This is a genomic window from Verrucosispora sp. WMMD703 (assembly GCF_049178935.1).
Classification (GTDB): domain Bacteria; phylum Actinomycetota; class Actinomycetes; order Mycobacteriales; family Micromonosporaceae; genus Micromonospora; species Micromonospora sediminimaris.
Window position 1 is genome coordinate 4,862,517 of record NZ_JBMHMM010000004.1, and the last position, 16,275, is coordinate 4,878,791.

Below are 16,275 nucleotides of genomic sequence, written 5' to 3' on the forward strand. Positions count from 1 at the left end.
TCGGTGCCGGTCGTCAGCTGAGCTTGAGCTCCTGCAGCGGCTCGAACGCCGTGCCCTTGATCTCGTACGACCAGATGACAACCCGCGACGGGTCAACGTCACCGTTGGCGTCGAACTTGATGTACTTCGACACGCCCTGCTTGTCGTAGTTCTTCACGTACTCCAGGATCTCGGCGCGGCTCTTCTTGCCATCCTTGAAGGCGTCCACGAAGATCTGCGCGGCGTCGAAGCCCTCAGCGCCGTAGGAACCCGGCGCCTGGCCGTACGCGGCCTGGTAGTCGGCGGTGAAGGTACCGCCGGCCTTGTCGGCCGGGAGGCACGGGCAGGTGATGATGGAGCCCTCGGCACCGCCGGAAGCACCCGCCGGGAAGGCCGGGTCGTAGAGACCGTCCGGGCCGATGAACTTCGCCTCGACACCGGCGGCACGCATCTGGCGGACCAGCGGCGCGGCCTCACGGGTGTACCCGCCGTAGAAGACGAAGTCGGCGTTCGCCGCCTTGATCTTCGAGATGGTGGCGTCGAACTGCGCCTGCCGCTCCTGGATCTTGTCGCTGGCGGCGACCGTGGCGCCCAGGTTCTTGGTCAGCTCGGCGGTGATGCCGGCACCGTAGGCGCTGGCGTCGTCGATCAGGAAGACCCGCTGCGCGTTCTGCGACTTCAGGTAGGTCGCCACGGCGCCCGCCTGGGTGCCGTCGTTGCCGACCACCCGGAAGAAGGACTTGTTGCCCTTCTGGGTCAGGTCGGTCCGGGTCGCCGACGGGGCGACCATCACCAGACCGGCGGCCTCGTAGACCGGCATGGTGGCGTCCGACTCACCGGAGAAGTGACCGCCGATGACACCGAGGAACGAGGCGTCACCCGCAACCTGGTTCGCCACCGGAGTGGCCTGCGCCGGGTCACCCTGCGTGTCGAACTCGACCATCTCGATCTGGCAGTCGGCGTTCGCGTCGTTGTGCTGCTTGATCGCGAGCTTGGCGCCGTTCAGCGACGGCAGCACCAGACCCGCGTTGTCACCACTGAACGCGCCGAAAATGGCGATCTTGCCACCGCAGTCCCCGGACGCGGTGTCATCGCCGTTGCTGCCACCGGTGTCCTGGCAACCCGCGGCTGCCACCAGCACCGCGGCGAGCGCGGCAGTACCCAGCGCCCTTGAATAGCTTCGCCTCACGGCTTCCTGACCTCCTCCAGAAGCAGGACAGGTACCTGATCCGGGCGGCGGCGACGGCTGTGGCGCGGCACCACCGGCCCAGCAAGGACACCCCCTGCATTACGGCTCGTGATGGCGGAGCGTACCCACACTCCTACGGTCTCGGAAGAGTCAGAGGCGGGGTCTGCGAAACCGTTACGAAGACGACCCCGAATGCCGCCACTCCCGTAACAGGTCAATCCGCTGACCGGTCGTTGAGCGGCTGCCCGTCCGCCACTCGGGACGTCGTCGATCACCCGAACGGACCTGTACCGAACGCCGAGCACCACAATCGGACGTCGCCGTACGATCAACCGAAGCAGCTACAGAAAGTAGCCAAATGGACTCACTGCGGCGTCGCCGGAAACTGGGCGAACCAGAGCGACGTGGCCAAGCCGTCGTCCACCGCCAGCAACCACCGTTTGTCGTCCGCCGCCAGGCTGACACTCCGGTCCGCCCCCACCGGTGCCGGCACCGGCAACTCGACCACCCGCCACCTGTCACCCCGGTCGTCCGACAGCCACCCGCCGTACCGCTCCCCGTCGGAAACCACCGCCACGATCCGGCCGGCCCCGGCGGCCAGCCCACCGACCGAGGGCACCCCGCCGGCCACCCCGCCGAACCCACCGGCCGCCGTCCAACCCGTCGGCTCCTGACGCCACGCGCCGAACCCCCGGCCCCGCAGCCCCACCCCCACCGGCGCGCCGTCGACCAGGACCACCCGCTGCATCTCCTCGTACGCCTCGGTGCCGGCCAGTACGGTGCGACGCCAGCCACGCCCGTCCGCCGACGTCCACGCCACCGGATCCCGGTCGATGCGGCCCGGGACCAACAGCCCACCCACCGCCAACCACCCCGACGACCCGGCCACCGCATCGAACGCCCAGGTCACACCCTGCTCGTCGGTGGACAGCTCCGGCGCGCCCTCGATCAGCGTGAACTCCGCAGCGTCCGGCGAGACCCAGGCCGCCGCACCGCTGGCCCGATTGCCGACGATCAGCCAACCGGCGGGACCGGCGGCCAACCGGGAGACATTCACCGCCTTCGGCCCGCCGTACAGCTCGAACGACGCCGCCACCTCGACCAGCGTGCCGTCCCCCCGCTGCCACCAGGTGCTCACCCGCGGATTGCCGTGCGCACCACCCACCTTGCCGCCGACGGCAGCAGCGCGCCCGTCGCGGCAGGCGATCGAGAACAACACGCTCCGCCGCCCGTAATAGGAATCGGCCACCACCCGCACCGGCGTCCACAGGGCACCGTCCCGGCTGGACCACGCTGCCGGTCGGGCGACACCGGCCCCGTCGGCAACCGCACCCGCCGCATACCAACGGCCCGCGCAGACAGCCAGATCCCGCACCACGATCCGGCCCGGCCCGTCGGGCGACGGCAGCTGGACCCGCTGCCACACCAGCGACACCGGGTCCGGCTCACCGCTCTCACCGCCGGCTGCGGGACAGCCAGCCAGCAGCACCACGAGCAGGCCGCACACCACGAGGAAGAAGCGACGACCAGCAGAGCGCCGGGTACGCGCGAAGCACCGAACGCCCATACGGGCAGATGCTAGCGGCGCCAACGAGCCTCGGCGATGGGCATGACCACGGCGAGCCGGTCGACGGTCGGTCAGGAGGCCGGCTCGGCCACCTCACCGCCGGCGGTCTCGGCGAGGATCCGCTCGGAGACCTCCTTCATGGTCATCCGGTGGTCCATCGCGGTGCGCTGGATCCACTTGAACGCCTGCGGCTCACTCATGTTGTACGTGGTCATCAGCGCGCCCTTGGCCCGCTCGACGGTCTTGCGGACCTCAAGCCGATCGGTCAGCCCGGCCACCTCGGCCTCGAGCGCGGCGATCTCCGAGTAGCGGGAGAGGGCGATCTCCACGGCCGGCACCAGGTCGCTCTTCTGGAAGGGCTTGACAAGGTACGCCATCGCACCCGCCGCGCGAGCCCGCTCCACCAGATCACGCTGGCTGAACGCGGTCAGGATGATCACCGGGGCGATCCGGGCACCGGCAATCCGCTCGGCGGCCGCCAGCCCATCCATGATCGGCATCTTGATGTCGAGGATCACCAGGTCGGGCTTGAGTTCCTCGGCCAGCCGGACGGCGGTCTCGCCGTCACCGGCCTCGCCGACCACCTCGTAGCCCTCCTCGGCCAGCATCTCGGCCAGGTCCAGCCGGATCAGCGCCTCGTCCTCGGCGATCAGTACCCGCCTGCGCGCGGCATCCGTCTGCGTCTCGGCCACGAGCCACTCCCACCCAGTCTGTGCCGTGACACCCGCGGTACCGGGTGTCGCCGCTCCTAGCGTAGTGGGTAACCTATGGGGCGACGCGACAGGCGTTGAGCGAGAAGGTCCCCGTATTCCAACCGGTAGAGAAACGGAGCTCAAACCTCCGACAGTGTGGGTTCGAATCCCACCGGGGACACCGCAGGTGTCGTACGGGCGTTCGATGATAACGCCATGCATCCACCCGAGGTGCGCGCCCGAGCACGTAGCTTGTACCTGGCTGGTGTGACTGTCGCAGAGGTTGCCCGGAGCGTGGGCCTGCCCTATGCCACCGTGCGTCACTGGTGCAGGGATCGACCAATGCCAAAGATGCGGTCCACCGCCTTGCGCTGCTTCCGATGTCGCGCCGAAGTCGACAACCCGACAGACGATGCCGCCTACGCCTACCTGCTCGGCCTCTACCTCGGCGACGGGCACCTGGTGACCTCCGCGCGAGTGCCGGTCCTACGCATTTCATGCAGCAACGTCTGGCCTGGCCTGATCGATGCATGCGAGGTGGCCATGCGAGCGGTGCTCGCGAATATGGTCCAACGGGTTCAGCAGCAAGGTTGCGTCAGCGTGCAGAGCTACGGCACACACTGGCCCTGCCTGCTGCCGCAACACGGGCCCGGCAAGAAGCACGAACGGCGGATAGCTCTTGCCGACTGGCAGGAGCGCATTGTCCGGACGGTCCCCGGCGCCTTTCTGCGCGGCCTGTTCCACTCCGACGGTTGCCGGATCGCGAACCGGGTCACCGTGCGGGGAAAGACGTACGTCTACCCGCGTTACATGTTCGTCAACGAGTCCACCGACATCATGGGCCTCTGCCAGTGGGGCCTGGACCTGCTCGGCATCGCCTGGCGGATGAACCGTCCCAACAGCCTCTCGGTCGCCCGGCGGGAGGCGGTCGCCGCGCTCGATCGCCACGTCGGCCCGAAGTCGTGAACCACGCGGACACCGCCGACCGACGACTCTCCGCACCCCCGAAGGGTCGACCGGGGTCAGATCGTGGCGAGCGCGTGCTCCAGGTCGGCGCGCAGGTCCTCGGGGTCCTCCAGGCCGACGGAGAGGCGCAGCAGTCCGCCGTCGGGTCTGGCATCCGCCTCGACGGGGCGGTGGGTGAGGGAAGCCGGGTGCTGGATGAGCGTGTCGACGCCACCGAGGGAGACCGCGTGTGTGATCAGCCGGCACGCGTCGGCGACCGCTGCGGCGGCGGGTGCGCCGCCGCGTACCTCGAAGGCGAGGAGGCTGCCCGGGCCGGACATCTGCCGGCCGACGAGCCCGGCCGGGTCGTTGGTGCCGGGGTGGTGGACCCGCGCGACCGCCGGGTGCGCGGCGAGCCAGGGGGCGAGTTTCTCGGCGCCGGCCTGCTGGGCACGGACCCGCAGCGGCAGCGTTTGCAGGCCGCGGTGCAGCAGGTAGGCCCCGAGTGGGTGCAGGATCGCGCCGGTGAGGGCGCGGACCTGACGCAGCCGGGCGGCCCACTCGGTGTCGCAGGCGATCACTCCGGCGAGGACGTCGCCGTGGCCGCCGATGCTCTTGGTGGCGCTGTGCAGCACCAGCTGGGCACCGTGTCGGGTGGGTTGCTGGAGGACCGGCGTGGCGACGGTGTTGTCGATCAGCAGGGGCACCTGGCCGGCGGCGTCGGCGAGGGCGGCGATGTCGATCAGGTCGAGGGTGGGGTTGGCCGGGGTCTCGGCGACCACCAGGGCGGTGTCGGGGCGGATGGCGGCGGCGACGGTGTCGGGCCGGGCCCAGGTGACGTCGGTGCCGAGCAGGCCGGTGGCGAGGACGTGGTCGGTGCCGCCGTAGAGGGGGCGGACGGCGACCAGGTGTCGTCGGCCGTCGCGGGTGGCGGCGAGCAGGGCGGCGGTGAGCGCGGCCATGCCGCTGGCGTAGGCGACGGCTTCGGTGGTGCCTTCCAGTTCGGCGAGGGCGGTTTCAAAGCGGGCGACGGTCGGGTTCCACAGCCGTTGGTAGACGGCGCTGGCGTCGGTGGGGAGGGTGCCGCCGGTGGCGAGGGTTTCGTAGGCGTCGCCGCCGGCGTCCACCGAGGGCAGGGGGTTGGTGGTGGACAGGTCGATCGGCGGCACGTGGACGCCGAGCGCGGCGAGGTCGTCGCGGCCGGCGTGCACGGCTCGGGTGTCCACGGTCGTCATGTCGAGAGGATCGAACATCCCGCCCATCATGGGCAATAGTTCCGAATAATATTCGCCATAATCCCTTTCGTTGCCGGCGGCGTTCGGTGCAGGATGGCGGCATGCCCCCCGTATCGAACGATGTTCGGCCGTTCGCGGCCCTCGACGACACCGACCGCGCCATCCTGGCCGCGCTGGCCGGCGACGGCCGGTTGCCGAACAATGCCCTGGCCGAACGGGTGGGGGTGGCGCCGTCGACCTGCCTGGCGCGCACCCGGGCACTGCGGGAGAGCGGAGCGATCCGGGGTTTCCACGCCGAGGTGCATCCGGGGGCGTTGGGATTGCCGTTGCAGGCGCTGGTGTCGGTGCGGCTGACCGAGCACGCGCGGGCGGCGGTGGACGCGTTCCGGGCCCGCTCGGTGCGCCTGCCGGGCGTGGTGTCGGTGTTCCATGTTGCCGGCGCGGAGGATTACGTGCTGCACGTGCGGGCGGCCTCGGCGGAGGCGCTGCGCGACTTCGTACTGGACCATCTGGCGGTGGATCCGGCGGTGCAGCACACGCAGACCAGCCTGATCTTCGAACAGGCCCGCGGGTCAGGTTGATCACGTCGCCGTACGGTTCGGGAACAGAACGGGCGTACGTCGGGTTGGCCAGCCGCGTGATCGACGTACCGTTGTCTGTCCTCGACCTCGCTCCCGTCGCCGCCGGCGCCTCCGCCGGTGAGGCGTTGCGGCACACCACCGCGTTGGCGCGACGCGCCGACGAGTTGGGCTACCACAGGTTCTGGGTGGCCGAGCATCACAACATGCCGGCCATCGCGTCCTCGGCGCCGGCGGTGCTGATCGCGCATCTGGCCGCGCACACCACCGACATCCGGGTCGGTTCGGGTGGGGTGATGCTGCCCAACCACCCGCCGCTTGTGGTTGCCGAGCAGTTCGGCACCCTGGAGGCGTTGCATCCGGGGCGGATCGACCTGGGCATCGGCCGTGCTCCGGGCACGGATCAGGTGACCGCGTTGGCGCTGCGCCGGACCATGGAGGGCCTGTCGGCCGAGGGTTTTCCCCGCGAGCTGAACGACCTGATGGGCTACTTCGACGAGGCCGGGTCGGGCCGGATCATCGCGACTCCGGGGCGTGGGCAGCGACCGGCGGTGTGGTTGCTGGGTTCCAGTGGGTTCAGCGCTCAGCTGGCCGGCGCGCTGGGCCTGCCGTTCTCCTTCGCGCACCACTTCAGCGCGCAGAACACGTTGCCGGCGTTGGCGCTGTACCGGCAGAGTTTCCGTCCGTCGCGGTGGCTGGAGCGGCCGTACGCGATGGTGGCGGTGAACGCGGTGTGTGCGGAGTCCGACGAGCGCGCCGAGTGGTTGGCCGGGCCGGCCGGGTTGTCGTTCCTGCGGCTGCGGTCGGGTCGGCCGCAGCCTCTGGCGAGCCCGGACGAGGCGGCGGCGTACCCGTACACCGATTTCGAGCGGGAGTTCCTGGCGCAGCGCCGGCAGGGTCAGGCGAGCGGTTCCCCGGAGACGGTACGCCGGCAGTTGGGCGACCTGCTGGCCAGCACCGGCGCGGACGAGTTGATGCTGACCACGATGGTGTACGACGTCGCCGACCGGGTGCGTTCGTTCGAGCTGATCGCGACCGAGGTGGCTGGCGGTCTGCGCCGCTGACGCGGTGGCCGCCGCCCGGTGGGCTTCGCTGGCCGGGACCGCATGGTGGCCCAGGTCACAGCGTTTCCGGGGCCGCGAAACACGATCTTCACGACAGCGTCACCCTCGCGACGCGGAGCCCGCCTAACTTTGTATCCGGTGGTGGTACGGCACTCCCCGGTCGGGACGGGTCGGGGGTGCCGCGGTGTGGGGCACCGGGCCGCAGTTGTGCGGATTCCGCGATTGCGGCCCGGTGCCTTTCCTTTCTCTCTTCTACCGCTTCGTCCGGCCGCCGGTCAACGCAGGTGGATGTCGGGCGGGGGTGGCGTGGTCATGCCGTCGCCGATGAAGAAGCTCGGGTGCGGGGGCTGGTTGTAGGCGGTGTTCTGCCAGGCGATGGCGACCCGGTACTGCAGGTCGTGCATCAGGGTGTGGATCCGGGTGCCTGTCGGCGTCGGGGTGCTGTAGATCCGCAGCGCCCGGCTGTCGCTGGTACGCCAGACCACCTCCTCCCGCCAGTCGCCGAACAGGTCGGCCGAGAGCGCGGGGGTGGCCTTGGTGCCGTTGTTGGCCGCCACGCCACTGCCGGTGAGCAGGCGGGTGTCGCCGCCGGTGCCGTACTTGTCGATCCGGGTGGCGTCGAGCAGTTCGCGGACCGGATCGCCGTCCCACCAGATCAGGAAGTTCGTCGAGGAGGGCTTGCGGCCGATGTTCTGGCCGCGGGTGTTGGCCAGTCCGCTGACTGCGGACGACCAGGATTCTGCGCCGGGGCTGCCGGCCCAGATGTCGGCGGAGACGCCCCGACCGTTGTCGCCGCCGGTCGGGGTGGACCAGAGGATCTGGCCGGTGCGGGCGTCGGCGAACCAGGAGCTGGGCTTGCTGCCGTCCTCGCTGACCTTGAAGTACTCCAGCCCGGGTCGGGACGGGTCGAGGTCGCCGACGTGCCCGGCGTCGCCGTGGCCGTGGCCTGTCGACCAGAGCAGGCGACCGTTGTCGTCGATGGTGGCCGCGCCGTAGACGATCTCCTGCCGGCCGTCGCCGTCGACGTCGGCGATGGAGAGGCTGTGGTTGCCCTGCCCGGCGGCGGCACCGTTGCCGGCGGCGTTGGAGTCGAAGGTCCACCGCTTGGTGAGGGTGCCGTTGCGGAAGTCCCAGGCCGCGATGACCGCGCGGGTGTAGTAGCCGCGGGCCATGATCAGCGATGGGCGTTGTCCGTCGAGGTACGCCGTGCCGGCGAGGAACCGGTCGACCCGGTTGCCGTAGTTGTCGCCCCAGGAGGAGACGGTGCCGCGCGGCGGGTCGTAGTTGACGGTGGAGAGGGCGGCGCCGGTGCGGCCGTCGAACATGGTCAGGTACTCGGGGCCGGCGAGAACGTAGCCGGCGGAGTTGCGGTGGTCGGCGCCGGCGTTGCCGATCACCTGGCCGGTGCCGGAGCGGGTGCCGTCGGCGGTCTTCATGGCCACTTCGGCTCGGCCGTCGCCGTCGTAGTCGTACACCTGGAACTGGGTGTAGTGGGCCCCGGCCCGGATGTTGCGGCCGAGGTCGATGCGCCACAGCCGGGTGCCGGTGAGGGTGTACGCGTCGACGTAGACATTGCCGGTGTAGCCGGACTGCGAGTTGTCCTTGGCGTTTGACGGGTCCCACTTGAGCACGAACTCGTACCGGCCGTCGCCGTCGAGGTCGCCGACGCTGGCGTCGTTGGCGCTGTAGCTGTACGCCTCGCCGCTGGGGGTGGTGCCGCCGGGCGGAACCTGCAACGGCACGTCCAGGTAGCCGGAGGCGAACTGCAGAGCGGGGGCGGAAGCGGCCTGCTCGGTGCCGCCCACCACGGCCCGTACGGTGTACGGCGCGCCGGCCGGCGCGCCGCTGTCCAGGTAGTTGGTCGCGCCGGTGATCGGGCTGGAGTTCACCCTGGTCGTGCCCCGGTAGAGGTTGAACGCGACGCCGGTGGTCTCGGTGCCGAGCAGCCGCCAGGAGACCAGGTTGGCCGACCCGGAGCGGACGCTGACCAGGCCCCGGTCCAGGTCCTCCGCCTGCATGGCTCCGGCCGGTGGCGTGGTGGGCGGAGGCGTGGTGGGCGGAGGCGTGGTGGGTGACGGTGGCGGCGTGGTCGGTGGCGAGGTGGTGGGTGGCGGGGTGGTCGGGGTGGTGGCGCCGGTACAGGTGGTGCCGTTCAGCGCGAAGCTGGTCGGGGCCGGGTTGCTGCCGTTCCACGAGCCGTTGAAGCCGAAGTTGACGCTGCCGTTGGTGCCGATGGCGGCGTTGTAGTCGACGTTGCGGGCGCTCACCTGGGCGCCGGACTGGGTGACTGTGGTGTTCCAGGCCTGGGTGACCTGTTGCCCGGCGGCGTAGGACCAGGTCAGCGTCCAGCCGTTCACCGGGTCGCCGAGGTTGGTGACGGTGACGTCGGCGCCGAACCCGCCGGTCCACTGGTTGGTGACGCGGTAGTCGACGCGGCATCCCGCGGCGGCGGCCGAGGCGGTCAGGGTGGTCAGCACGCCGGCGGCGGCGACCGCGGTGACGGTGGCCGCGGCGAACAGGGCCGCCCGGGGGGCGGTGCGAAGCATGGTTCCTCCGGTGGAGGTCGGACGCGCGGCGTCAGGTGGTCCGCCGACCGTGCCCGGAGCCGACGAGCGTTGTCCACCGGCCGTGCCCGGGCCGGCGGCCGCGCCGCGCTAGCGGAAAGAGTCCATCGAATCGATGGCAGTGAGTGCGTTCCCGCGCATCTGTGATGCTAGGGCAAGCGTTTTCTGCTCACAATCGATCTGCCGCCTTGCTCCGGAGCCGCTCCTTTGATCCACTCGCCAGGTGGCTGCACACATGACGCCCGAGGAGTTCCGCCGGGCCGGGTACGCGGTGGTCGACTGGATCGCCGACTACTGGGCGACCCTGCCGCAACGCCCGGTGACCTCCCAGGACCCGCCCGGCACGGTGGCCGCCGGGCTGCCGGCCGGGCCACCGGCCCACGGTGAACCGGTCGAGGCGGTCCTCGCCGACCTGGACAAGCTGGTCGCTCCCGGGCTCACCCACTGGCAGCATCCGGGCTTCTTCGGGTACTTCCCGGCCAACACCTCGGGCCCCAGCGTGCTCGGTGACCTGGTCAGCGCCGGGCTCGGCGTGCAGGGGATGCTCTGGGCCACCGGTCCGGCCTGCACCGAGTTGGAGACGGTGCTGCTCGACTGGCTGGCCGACCTGCTGGACCTGCCGACCCGGTTTCGCTCCACCGGCAGCGGCGGCGGCGTCATCCAGGACTCGGCCTCCTCGGCCACCCTGGTGGCCACCCTGATCGCGCTGCACCGGGCCGCCGGCGGGCGGTGGCGTCAGACCGGCGTCGACCGCCGCTACCGGGTGTACGCCTCGACGGAGGCGCACTCGTCGGTGGAGAAGGCCGCCCGGATCGCCGGGCTGGGCGCCGACGGCGTACGCCTGATCGAGGTTGACCCGGTGACCCGGGCGATGTCGCCGGTGGCGCTGCGCGCCGCGATCGAGGCGGACCGGGCTGCCGGGGTGGTGCCCGCCCTGGTGGTGGCGACCGTCGGCACCACCTCCACCACGGCTGTGGATCCGTTGCCGGCCATCGGCCCGATCTGCGCCGAGCAGGGTGTCTTCCTGCACGTCGACGCCGCGTACGCGGGCGCGGCGGCGGTCTGCCCGGAGTTGCGGTTCGGCCACGCGGGTCTGGAGTACGCCGACTCGTACTGCTTCGACCCGCACAAGTGGCTGCTCACCGGCTTCGACTGCGACGCGTTCTGGGTCGCCGACGCGGGCGAGTTGGTCGAGGCGCTGACCGTGCTGCCGGAGTACCTGCGCAACGCCGCCACCGAGTCCGGCGCGGTGATCGACTACCGGGATTGGCAGGTGCCGCTGGGTCGGCGGTTCCGGGCCTTGAAGCTGTGGTTCGTGCTGCGCTGGTACGGCGTCGAGGGCCTGCGCGAGCACATCCGCCGAGGGGTGGCGCTGGCGGCCGGGTTCGCCGACCGGGTCCGCGCCGACGACCGGTTCGAACTGGTCGCCGACCACCCGTACGCCCTTGTGTGTTTCCGGCTGCGCGGCGCGGACGGGCCGAACGAGCGGCTGCTGGCGGCGGTGAACGCCGCCGGCAAGGTGTACCTGACCCACACCCGGGTCGCCGGCCGCCACACTCTGCGGCTGGCCATCGGCGCCCCGCAGACCACGCAGGCGCACGTCGACGAGGCATGGGAGCTGATCTCGCGCACCGCAGCGACCCTGCCCCGGGAGATCTGATCGCCCGCAACCCGCTTGTCGACATGAGGTCGTCGTCCCCCGCTCCGGCTTGCCGAAACGACAAACCTCATGGTCAACGGGGATCGGGGTGGGCGGATGCGCCGACCGGCTCGGCGGTGGGGGGCGCCACGTCGGTGGCGTGGGTCGCGGCGAGGGCCCGCTCGCGGCGGGTCCGCAGCAGCACCCGGATCGCCAGCGTCAGGGCCGTGATCCAGCCCGCGGCCAGCAGCAGGTAGACGAGCACCGGCAGGGGACCACCCAGGTCACCGGCGCGGATCAGGACGCGGGCGTTGGTCAGCACGATCACGCCGCCAACGGCCGCGCCGAGCAGTTGGGCCGGCACGATGCGTACCAGCCAGGCCGCGATCGGTGCGGCGATCAGGCCACCGGCGAGCAGCGCGAGCACGATCGGCAGCAGGAAGCCCTCGGTGCCCAGACCGATCAGGAAGCCGAGGCTGGCGGCGGCGGCCACGACGAACTCGGAGGTGTCCACCGAGCCGATCACCTTGCGGGGCTCCATCCGGCCGCTGACCAGCAGGGCCGGGGTGGCCACCGGGCCCCAGCCACCGCCGCCGGTGGCGTCGACGAAGCCGGCGACGAGGCCGAGCGGGCCGAGGAAACGCCCGCGCAGCCGGCCGGCGGCCGGGTTTCGGCGCAGCGGCCGGGAGAACCGGATGAGCAGGTACGCGCCGAGCGTGAACAGGATCGCGGCCATCCAGGGTGCGGCCGACTCGGTGGAGAGCGCGCTGAGGAAGGTGGCGCCGGCGAAGGCGCCGAGCGCGCCGGGCAGCGCGATGCGGCGCACCACCCGCCAGTCGACATTGCCGAACCGCCAGTGCGCCGTGCCTGCGGCGAGCGTGGTGCCGATCTCGGCCAGGTGCACCGAGGCGGACGCGGCGGCCGGTGCGACGCCGGCCAGGAGCAACAGCGTCGAGGAGGTCAGCCCGTACGCCATGCCGAGCGAACCATCGACCAGTTGCGCGGCGAGCCCCACCAACGCGATGACGAGCAGCTTGCGCACGACGCCTCCTGGCTATTCGATATCTCCTATCGGCTTGGTCGAGAATGCGGCATGGTCGGTCTCCGGTCAACCCTGGGATCAGTCAGTGAGACGACACGCCGACGCGTGGCCGCCGTCCGACGGTGGCGCGGTTGGTCAGGTCCAGGCGCCGGGGTCGGCGACCAGCTTGGTGACCGGCTCGGGCAGGGTGCCCCGCGCCACGTCGGCGACGGTGACCAGTTCGAGGATCTGCCGCTCGCTGGCCCGCAACGCGATCCAGACCTCCTGCAACGCCCGGGCCGCACCCTGGTAGCCGAGATGCTCGGGGCGTTGGCCCCGAACGTGGGCCAACGGCCCGTCGATCACCCGGATCACGTCGGCGAGGCAGATCTCCTCGGCCGGCCGGGCCAGCCAGTAGCCGCCCTCGGGCCCGCGTTGGGCCTGCACCACACCGGCACGGCGCAGTTGCAGCAGGATGCTCTCCAGGAACTTCGGTGGGATCTGCTGGGCCCGCGCGATCTGGTCGGCGGTGACCGGGCGACCACGTCCAGCCCCGGTCACCGAGGCCAGTTCGGCGACCGCTCGAAGGGCGTAGTCCACCCGGGCTGAGAGACGCATGTCGGAAAGGTTAACTGTCGGGTATCCGGAGGTTGCCCGGCGGCCCGACCAAGGTCCGGCGCGTCATACCGTGGTCGCTGTCGGTCGCCGACCGAGGACGCCGAACGGTGTCTCAGCCGCCGACCCGGCGCAGCAGGCCCTCCTGCACGGCGCTGGCGATCTGGCTGCCGGCCACGGTGAACATGCGGCCGGTGGCCAGCCCGCGCGCCCCGGAGGCCGACGGGCTCCAGCAGTCGTAGAGGAACCACTCGTCGGCCCGGAACGGCCGGTGGAACCACAGGGCGTGGTCGAGGCTCGCACCCACCACGCCGCCCGGCCCCCACACCTCGCCGTGCACCGAGAGCACCGAGTCGAGCAGGGTCAGGTCGGAGGCGTACGTCAGGGCGCAGGCGTGCAACAGCGGATCGTCGGGCAGCTTGCCGTCGATACGCATCCACACCCGCTGGTGCGGGTCGGCCGGCCGGTCGCCCGGCCGGACCCAACCCGGCTCGCCGACGTAGCGCACGTCGATCGGGCGGGGAATCTGCCCCCAGATGCCCAGCCGCTCCGGGTAGCGGGAAAGCCGGTCGGTCATGGTCGGGACCGACTCCGGCCCGGGCACGTCCGGCGGCAGCGGGGCGTGGTGGTCCAGCCCCTCCTCCGGCCGCTGGAACGAGGCGGACATGAAGAAGATGGGCTTGCCGTGCTGGAGCGCGACCGAGCGGCGCACCGAGAACGAGCGGCCGTCCCGGATGTTCTCCACCTCGTACTCGATCGGCTCGACCGGGTCGCCGGCACGCACGAAGTAGCCGTGCAGCGAGTGGACCACCCGCTCCGCATCGACGGTGCGGCCGGCGGCGACCAGGGCCTGGCCGGCGACCTGGCCGCCGTACACCCGCTGCGGACCGACCGGCGGGCTCATCCCGCGGAACGACATGGTGCCGGTCGGGGCGAGGTCCAGGACCTCCAACAGCTGGTCGACGGCGGCCTGGCCGACGAGCGAGCCGTCGGTCACTGCAACGCCCGCGCGGTGGCGGCGTCGACAAGCGAGCCAAGCTGGTGTACCCGCAGCGTGTTGGTCGAGCCGGGGCTGCCGGGCGGGCTGCCCGCCACGATCACCACGTAGTCGCCGGGGTTGCCCCGGTTCAGCCCGAGCAGCGCCTGGTCGACCTGACGGAACATGTCGTCGGTGTGCTGCACGAACGGCATCAGGAAGGTCTCCACCCCCCAGGAGAGGGCGAGCTGCGCGCGCACCTCGGGCACCGGGGTGAAGGCCAGCAGCGGCAGGTCGCAGTGCAACCGGCTGAGCCGACGCACGGTGTCACCGGTCTGCGAGAACGCGACGAGCGCCTTGGCGCCGATGGCCCGGGCGATCGAGGAGGCGGCCACGGTGAGCGCCCCGCCGTGCGTACGCGGGTCGTGCTGGAGGCGGGGCACCAGGATGGATCCGGCCTCGGTGGTACTGACGATCTTGGACATGGTGCTGACGGTGAGCACCGGATACTTGCCGACGCTCGTCTCACCGGAGAGCATCACGGCGTCGGCGCCGTCGAGCACCGCGTTGGCGACGTCGGAGGCCTCGGCACGGGTGGGCCGGGAATTCTCGATCATGGAGTCGAGCATCTGGGTGGCCACGATCACCGGCTTGGCGTTCTCCCGGCACAACTGCACCGCGCGCTTCTGCACCAGCGGCACCTCGTCGAGCGGCAGTTCCACGCCGAGGTCGCCGCGGGCCACCATGACCCCGTCGAAGGCCAGCACGATCGCTTCGAGGTGATCGACCGCCTCCGGCTTCTCGACCTTGGCCAGCACCGGGCGGTGCACGCCGACCTCGCTCATGATCGCGTGGCACAGCTTGATGTCGTCGGCGGAGCGGACGAACGACAGGGCGACCAGGTCGACACCGAGGCCGAGCGCGAAGCGCAGGTCGGCGGCGTCCTTCTCCGACAGGGCGGGCACGCTGACCGCCACGTTGGGCAGCGAGACGCCCTTGTTGTTGCTGACCGGCCCACCCTCGGTGACAAGCACCCGGATGTCGTTGCCGGTGACGTCGGTGACCTCGACGGCGACCCGGCCGTCGTCGATCAGCAGCCGGTCACCGGGCTTGACCTCCTGGGGAAGCTTGCGGTACGTGCAGGAGACCCGCTCCTTGCTGCCCACAACGTCGTCGCCGGTGATCACCACGGAGTCACCGGTACGCCACTCGTGCGGCCCGTCGGCGAACCGGCCGAGTCGGATCTTGGGCCCCTGGAGGTCGGCCAGGATCGCCACCGGCTGGCCCGCCGCCTCAGCCGCCTCCCGGACGAGGCGGTAGACCGACTCGTGGTCGGCGTGGCTGCCGTGACTGAAGTTGAGTCTCGCCACGTTCATGCCGGCTTCGACGAGCCCACGGATGCGCTCGGGCGACGAGGTGGCGGGGCCAAGAGTGCAGACGATCTTCGCGCGGCGTGTCACGCCCATCAGGCTAGTCTCTCCTCCGGGTCGGACCACCGGCCGACCCCTTGCGCAATGTGGAACAGTTGTCCAACGGCGCGCGGCTCACGCGCGCAGCCGGCGAGCGTGGGCCGCTCCGGACGTCGATGGCGGGCAACGGCGACCGCGCGCCGGAATGGTACGCCCCCGGCGCCAGGGCGCGTCGGGGCGCTCCGGGGCAGCAACTGTACGCCACCATTCGACCACCTGGCGTGAGTGCGGTCGGGCTGGCTCAGCTCTCCGTCTTGACCAGCGGAAACTCCATCGATCCCGCCGGGCAGAGGAAGGTCATCACGTCCACCCGGTAGAGGCCGGCCTGCACCGCCGGGTCGGCTTCCATCACGCTGCGGACATCGTCGACCGATCCGGTCCGGGCCAGCCCGAAGCCGAGCGGCGGGTCCGGCTCCCGGGCCTGGCCGTCCACCGCACCGGCGACCAGGATGATCCCCCGCTCCTGCATCGCCTGCATGTGCCGGGCATGCTCGGCCTGCAACCGCTGGACGGTCTCGGCCGGCAACGCCCGTCCGGCGGCGCCGGGATACAGCACGATGCACTCGTACGTGTCGAGCGCGAAGTCGACCTGCGGCTCCCCTGACATGGCTTCCCTTTCGCACGGCCCCCGACGCCGGGCGGTGCAGGCGGCGGTACCGTCCAGCCTCCCACGGACGGTCCGACCGCACGGGCGCTCCGCCGATCCTCCCCGGGGGCTCCCCCTCCCCCGGTGCCCGGTCGC

General features: G+C 71.2%; 14 protein-coding genes and 1 tRNA gene. 5 read left to right on the plus strand and 10 right to left on the minus strand.

From position 1 onward, the window contains the following. Positions 1-13: 13 nt before the first annotated feature. From ACN26Z_RS22550 to ACN26Z_RS22560, 3 genes are all read right to left on the minus strand, one after another. Positions 14-1,168, minus strand: a complete 1,155-nt coding sequence (locus ACN26Z_RS22550) for a branched-chain amino acid ABC transporter substrate-binding protein (RefSeq protein WP_421463356.1) — start codon at positions 1,166-1,168, stop codon at positions 14-16. 364 nt (positions 1,169-1,532) lie between these two features. Further along, positions 1,533-2,735 (minus strand): hypothetical protein, encoded by a 1,203-nt coding sequence (locus ACN26Z_RS22555; protein ID WP_421463357.1) that lies wholly within the window; start codon positions 2,733-2,735, stop codon positions 1,533-1,535. 71 nt (positions 2,736-2,806) lie between these two features. Further along, positions 2,807-3,427: an ANTAR domain-containing response regulator gene (locus ACN26Z_RS22560; RefSeq protein WP_282237477.1), complete on the minus strand. Its 621-nt coding sequence runs from the start codon at positions 3,425-3,427 to the stop codon at positions 2,807-2,809. Between the two features lie 107 nt (positions 3,428-3,534). Between ACN26Z_RS22560 and ACN26Z_RS22565 the strand changes: the two genes are divergently transcribed. Together ACN26Z_RS22565 and ACN26Z_RS22570 are read left to right on the plus strand one after the other, a co-directional pair. Beyond that, positions 3,535-3,608 (plus strand) — tRNA-Leu (locus ACN26Z_RS22565). Positions 3,609-3,643: 35 nt separating this feature from the next. Further along, positions 3,644-4,393, plus strand: a complete 750-nt coding sequence (locus tag ACN26Z_RS22570) for a terminase gpP N-terminus-related DNA-binding protein (protein ID WP_421463358.1) — start codon at positions 3,644-3,646, stop codon at positions 4,391-4,393. 56 nt (positions 4,394-4,449) lie between these two features. Here ACN26Z_RS22570 and ACN26Z_RS22575 read toward each other — a convergent pair whose 3' ends face one another. Then, positions 4,450-5,625, minus strand: a complete 1,176-nt coding sequence (locus tag ACN26Z_RS22575; protein ID WP_421463359.1) for a trans-sulfuration enzyme family protein — start codon at positions 5,623-5,625, stop codon at positions 4,450-4,452. A gap of 83 nt (positions 5,626-5,708) precedes the next feature. Here ACN26Z_RS22575 and ACN26Z_RS22580 point away from each other — a divergent pair, with 83 nt between their 5' ends. Then, positions 5,709-6,188 (plus strand): Lrp/AsnC family transcriptional regulator, encoded by a 480-nt coding sequence (locus tag ACN26Z_RS22580; RefSeq protein ID WP_421463360.1) that lies wholly within the window; start codon positions 5,709-5,711, stop codon positions 6,186-6,188. Positions 6,189-6,244: 56 nt separating this feature from the next. Beyond that, positions 6,245-7,249, plus strand: a complete 1,005-nt coding sequence (locus ACN26Z_RS22585) for an LLM class flavin-dependent oxidoreductase (RefSeq protein WP_421463361.1) — start codon at positions 6,245-6,247, stop codon at positions 7,247-7,249. Between the two features lie 275 nt (positions 7,250-7,524). Here the strand turns inward: ACN26Z_RS22585 and ACN26Z_RS22590 are convergent, their stop codons facing one another. Further along, on the minus strand, positions 7,525-9,795 hold the full coding sequence (locus tag ACN26Z_RS22590) for a cellulose binding domain-containing protein (protein WP_421463362.1): 2,271 nt from the start codon (positions 9,793-9,795) through the stop codon (positions 7,525-7,527). A 241-nt stretch (positions 9,796-10,036) separates the two neighbouring features. Between ACN26Z_RS22590 and ACN26Z_RS22595 the strand changes: the two genes are divergently transcribed. After that, positions 10,037-11,473 carry a pyridoxal-dependent decarboxylase gene (locus ACN26Z_RS22595; protein WP_421463363.1) on the plus strand — a complete coding sequence of 479 codons (1,437 nt, stop codon included), beginning with the start codon at positions 10,037-10,039 and terminating at the stop codon, positions 11,471-11,473. Between the two features lie 73 nt (positions 11,474-11,546). Here the strand turns inward: ACN26Z_RS22595 and ACN26Z_RS22600 are convergent, their stop codons facing one another. The 5 genes from ACN26Z_RS22600 to ACN26Z_RS22620 form a co-directional block, all read right to left on the minus strand. Continuing rightward, a complete protein-coding gene (locus ACN26Z_RS22600) occupies positions 11,547-12,494 on the minus strand; it encodes a sulfite exporter TauE/SafE family protein (protein WP_282237471.1) in 948 nt (315 codons plus the stop codon). 135 nt (positions 12,495-12,629) lie between these two features. Next, positions 12,630-13,091: an RrF2 family transcriptional regulator gene (locus ACN26Z_RS22605; RefSeq protein WP_093401500.1), complete on the minus strand. Its 462-nt coding sequence runs from the start codon at positions 13,089-13,091 to the stop codon at positions 12,630-12,632. Between the two features lie 112 nt (positions 13,092-13,203). Next, on the minus strand, positions 13,204-14,085 hold the full coding sequence (locus ACN26Z_RS22610; protein WP_164448335.1) for an acyl-CoA thioesterase: 882 nt from the start codon (positions 14,083-14,085) through the stop codon (positions 13,204-13,206). Then, a complete protein-coding gene (gene pyk / locus ACN26Z_RS22615) occupies positions 14,082-15,530 on the minus strand; it encodes a pyruvate kinase (protein WP_093401502.1) in 1,449 nt (482 codons plus the stop codon). Before pyk ends, ACN26Z_RS22610 begins: the two co-directional genes overlap by 4 nt. Before the next feature lie 244 nt (positions 15,531-15,774). Continuing rightward, positions 15,775-16,140, minus strand: coding sequence for a YciI family protein (locus tag ACN26Z_RS22620; protein WP_093401503.1), 366 nt, complete (start codon positions 16,138-16,140; stop codon positions 15,775-15,777). Positions 16,141-16,275 lie beyond the last annotated feature (135 nt).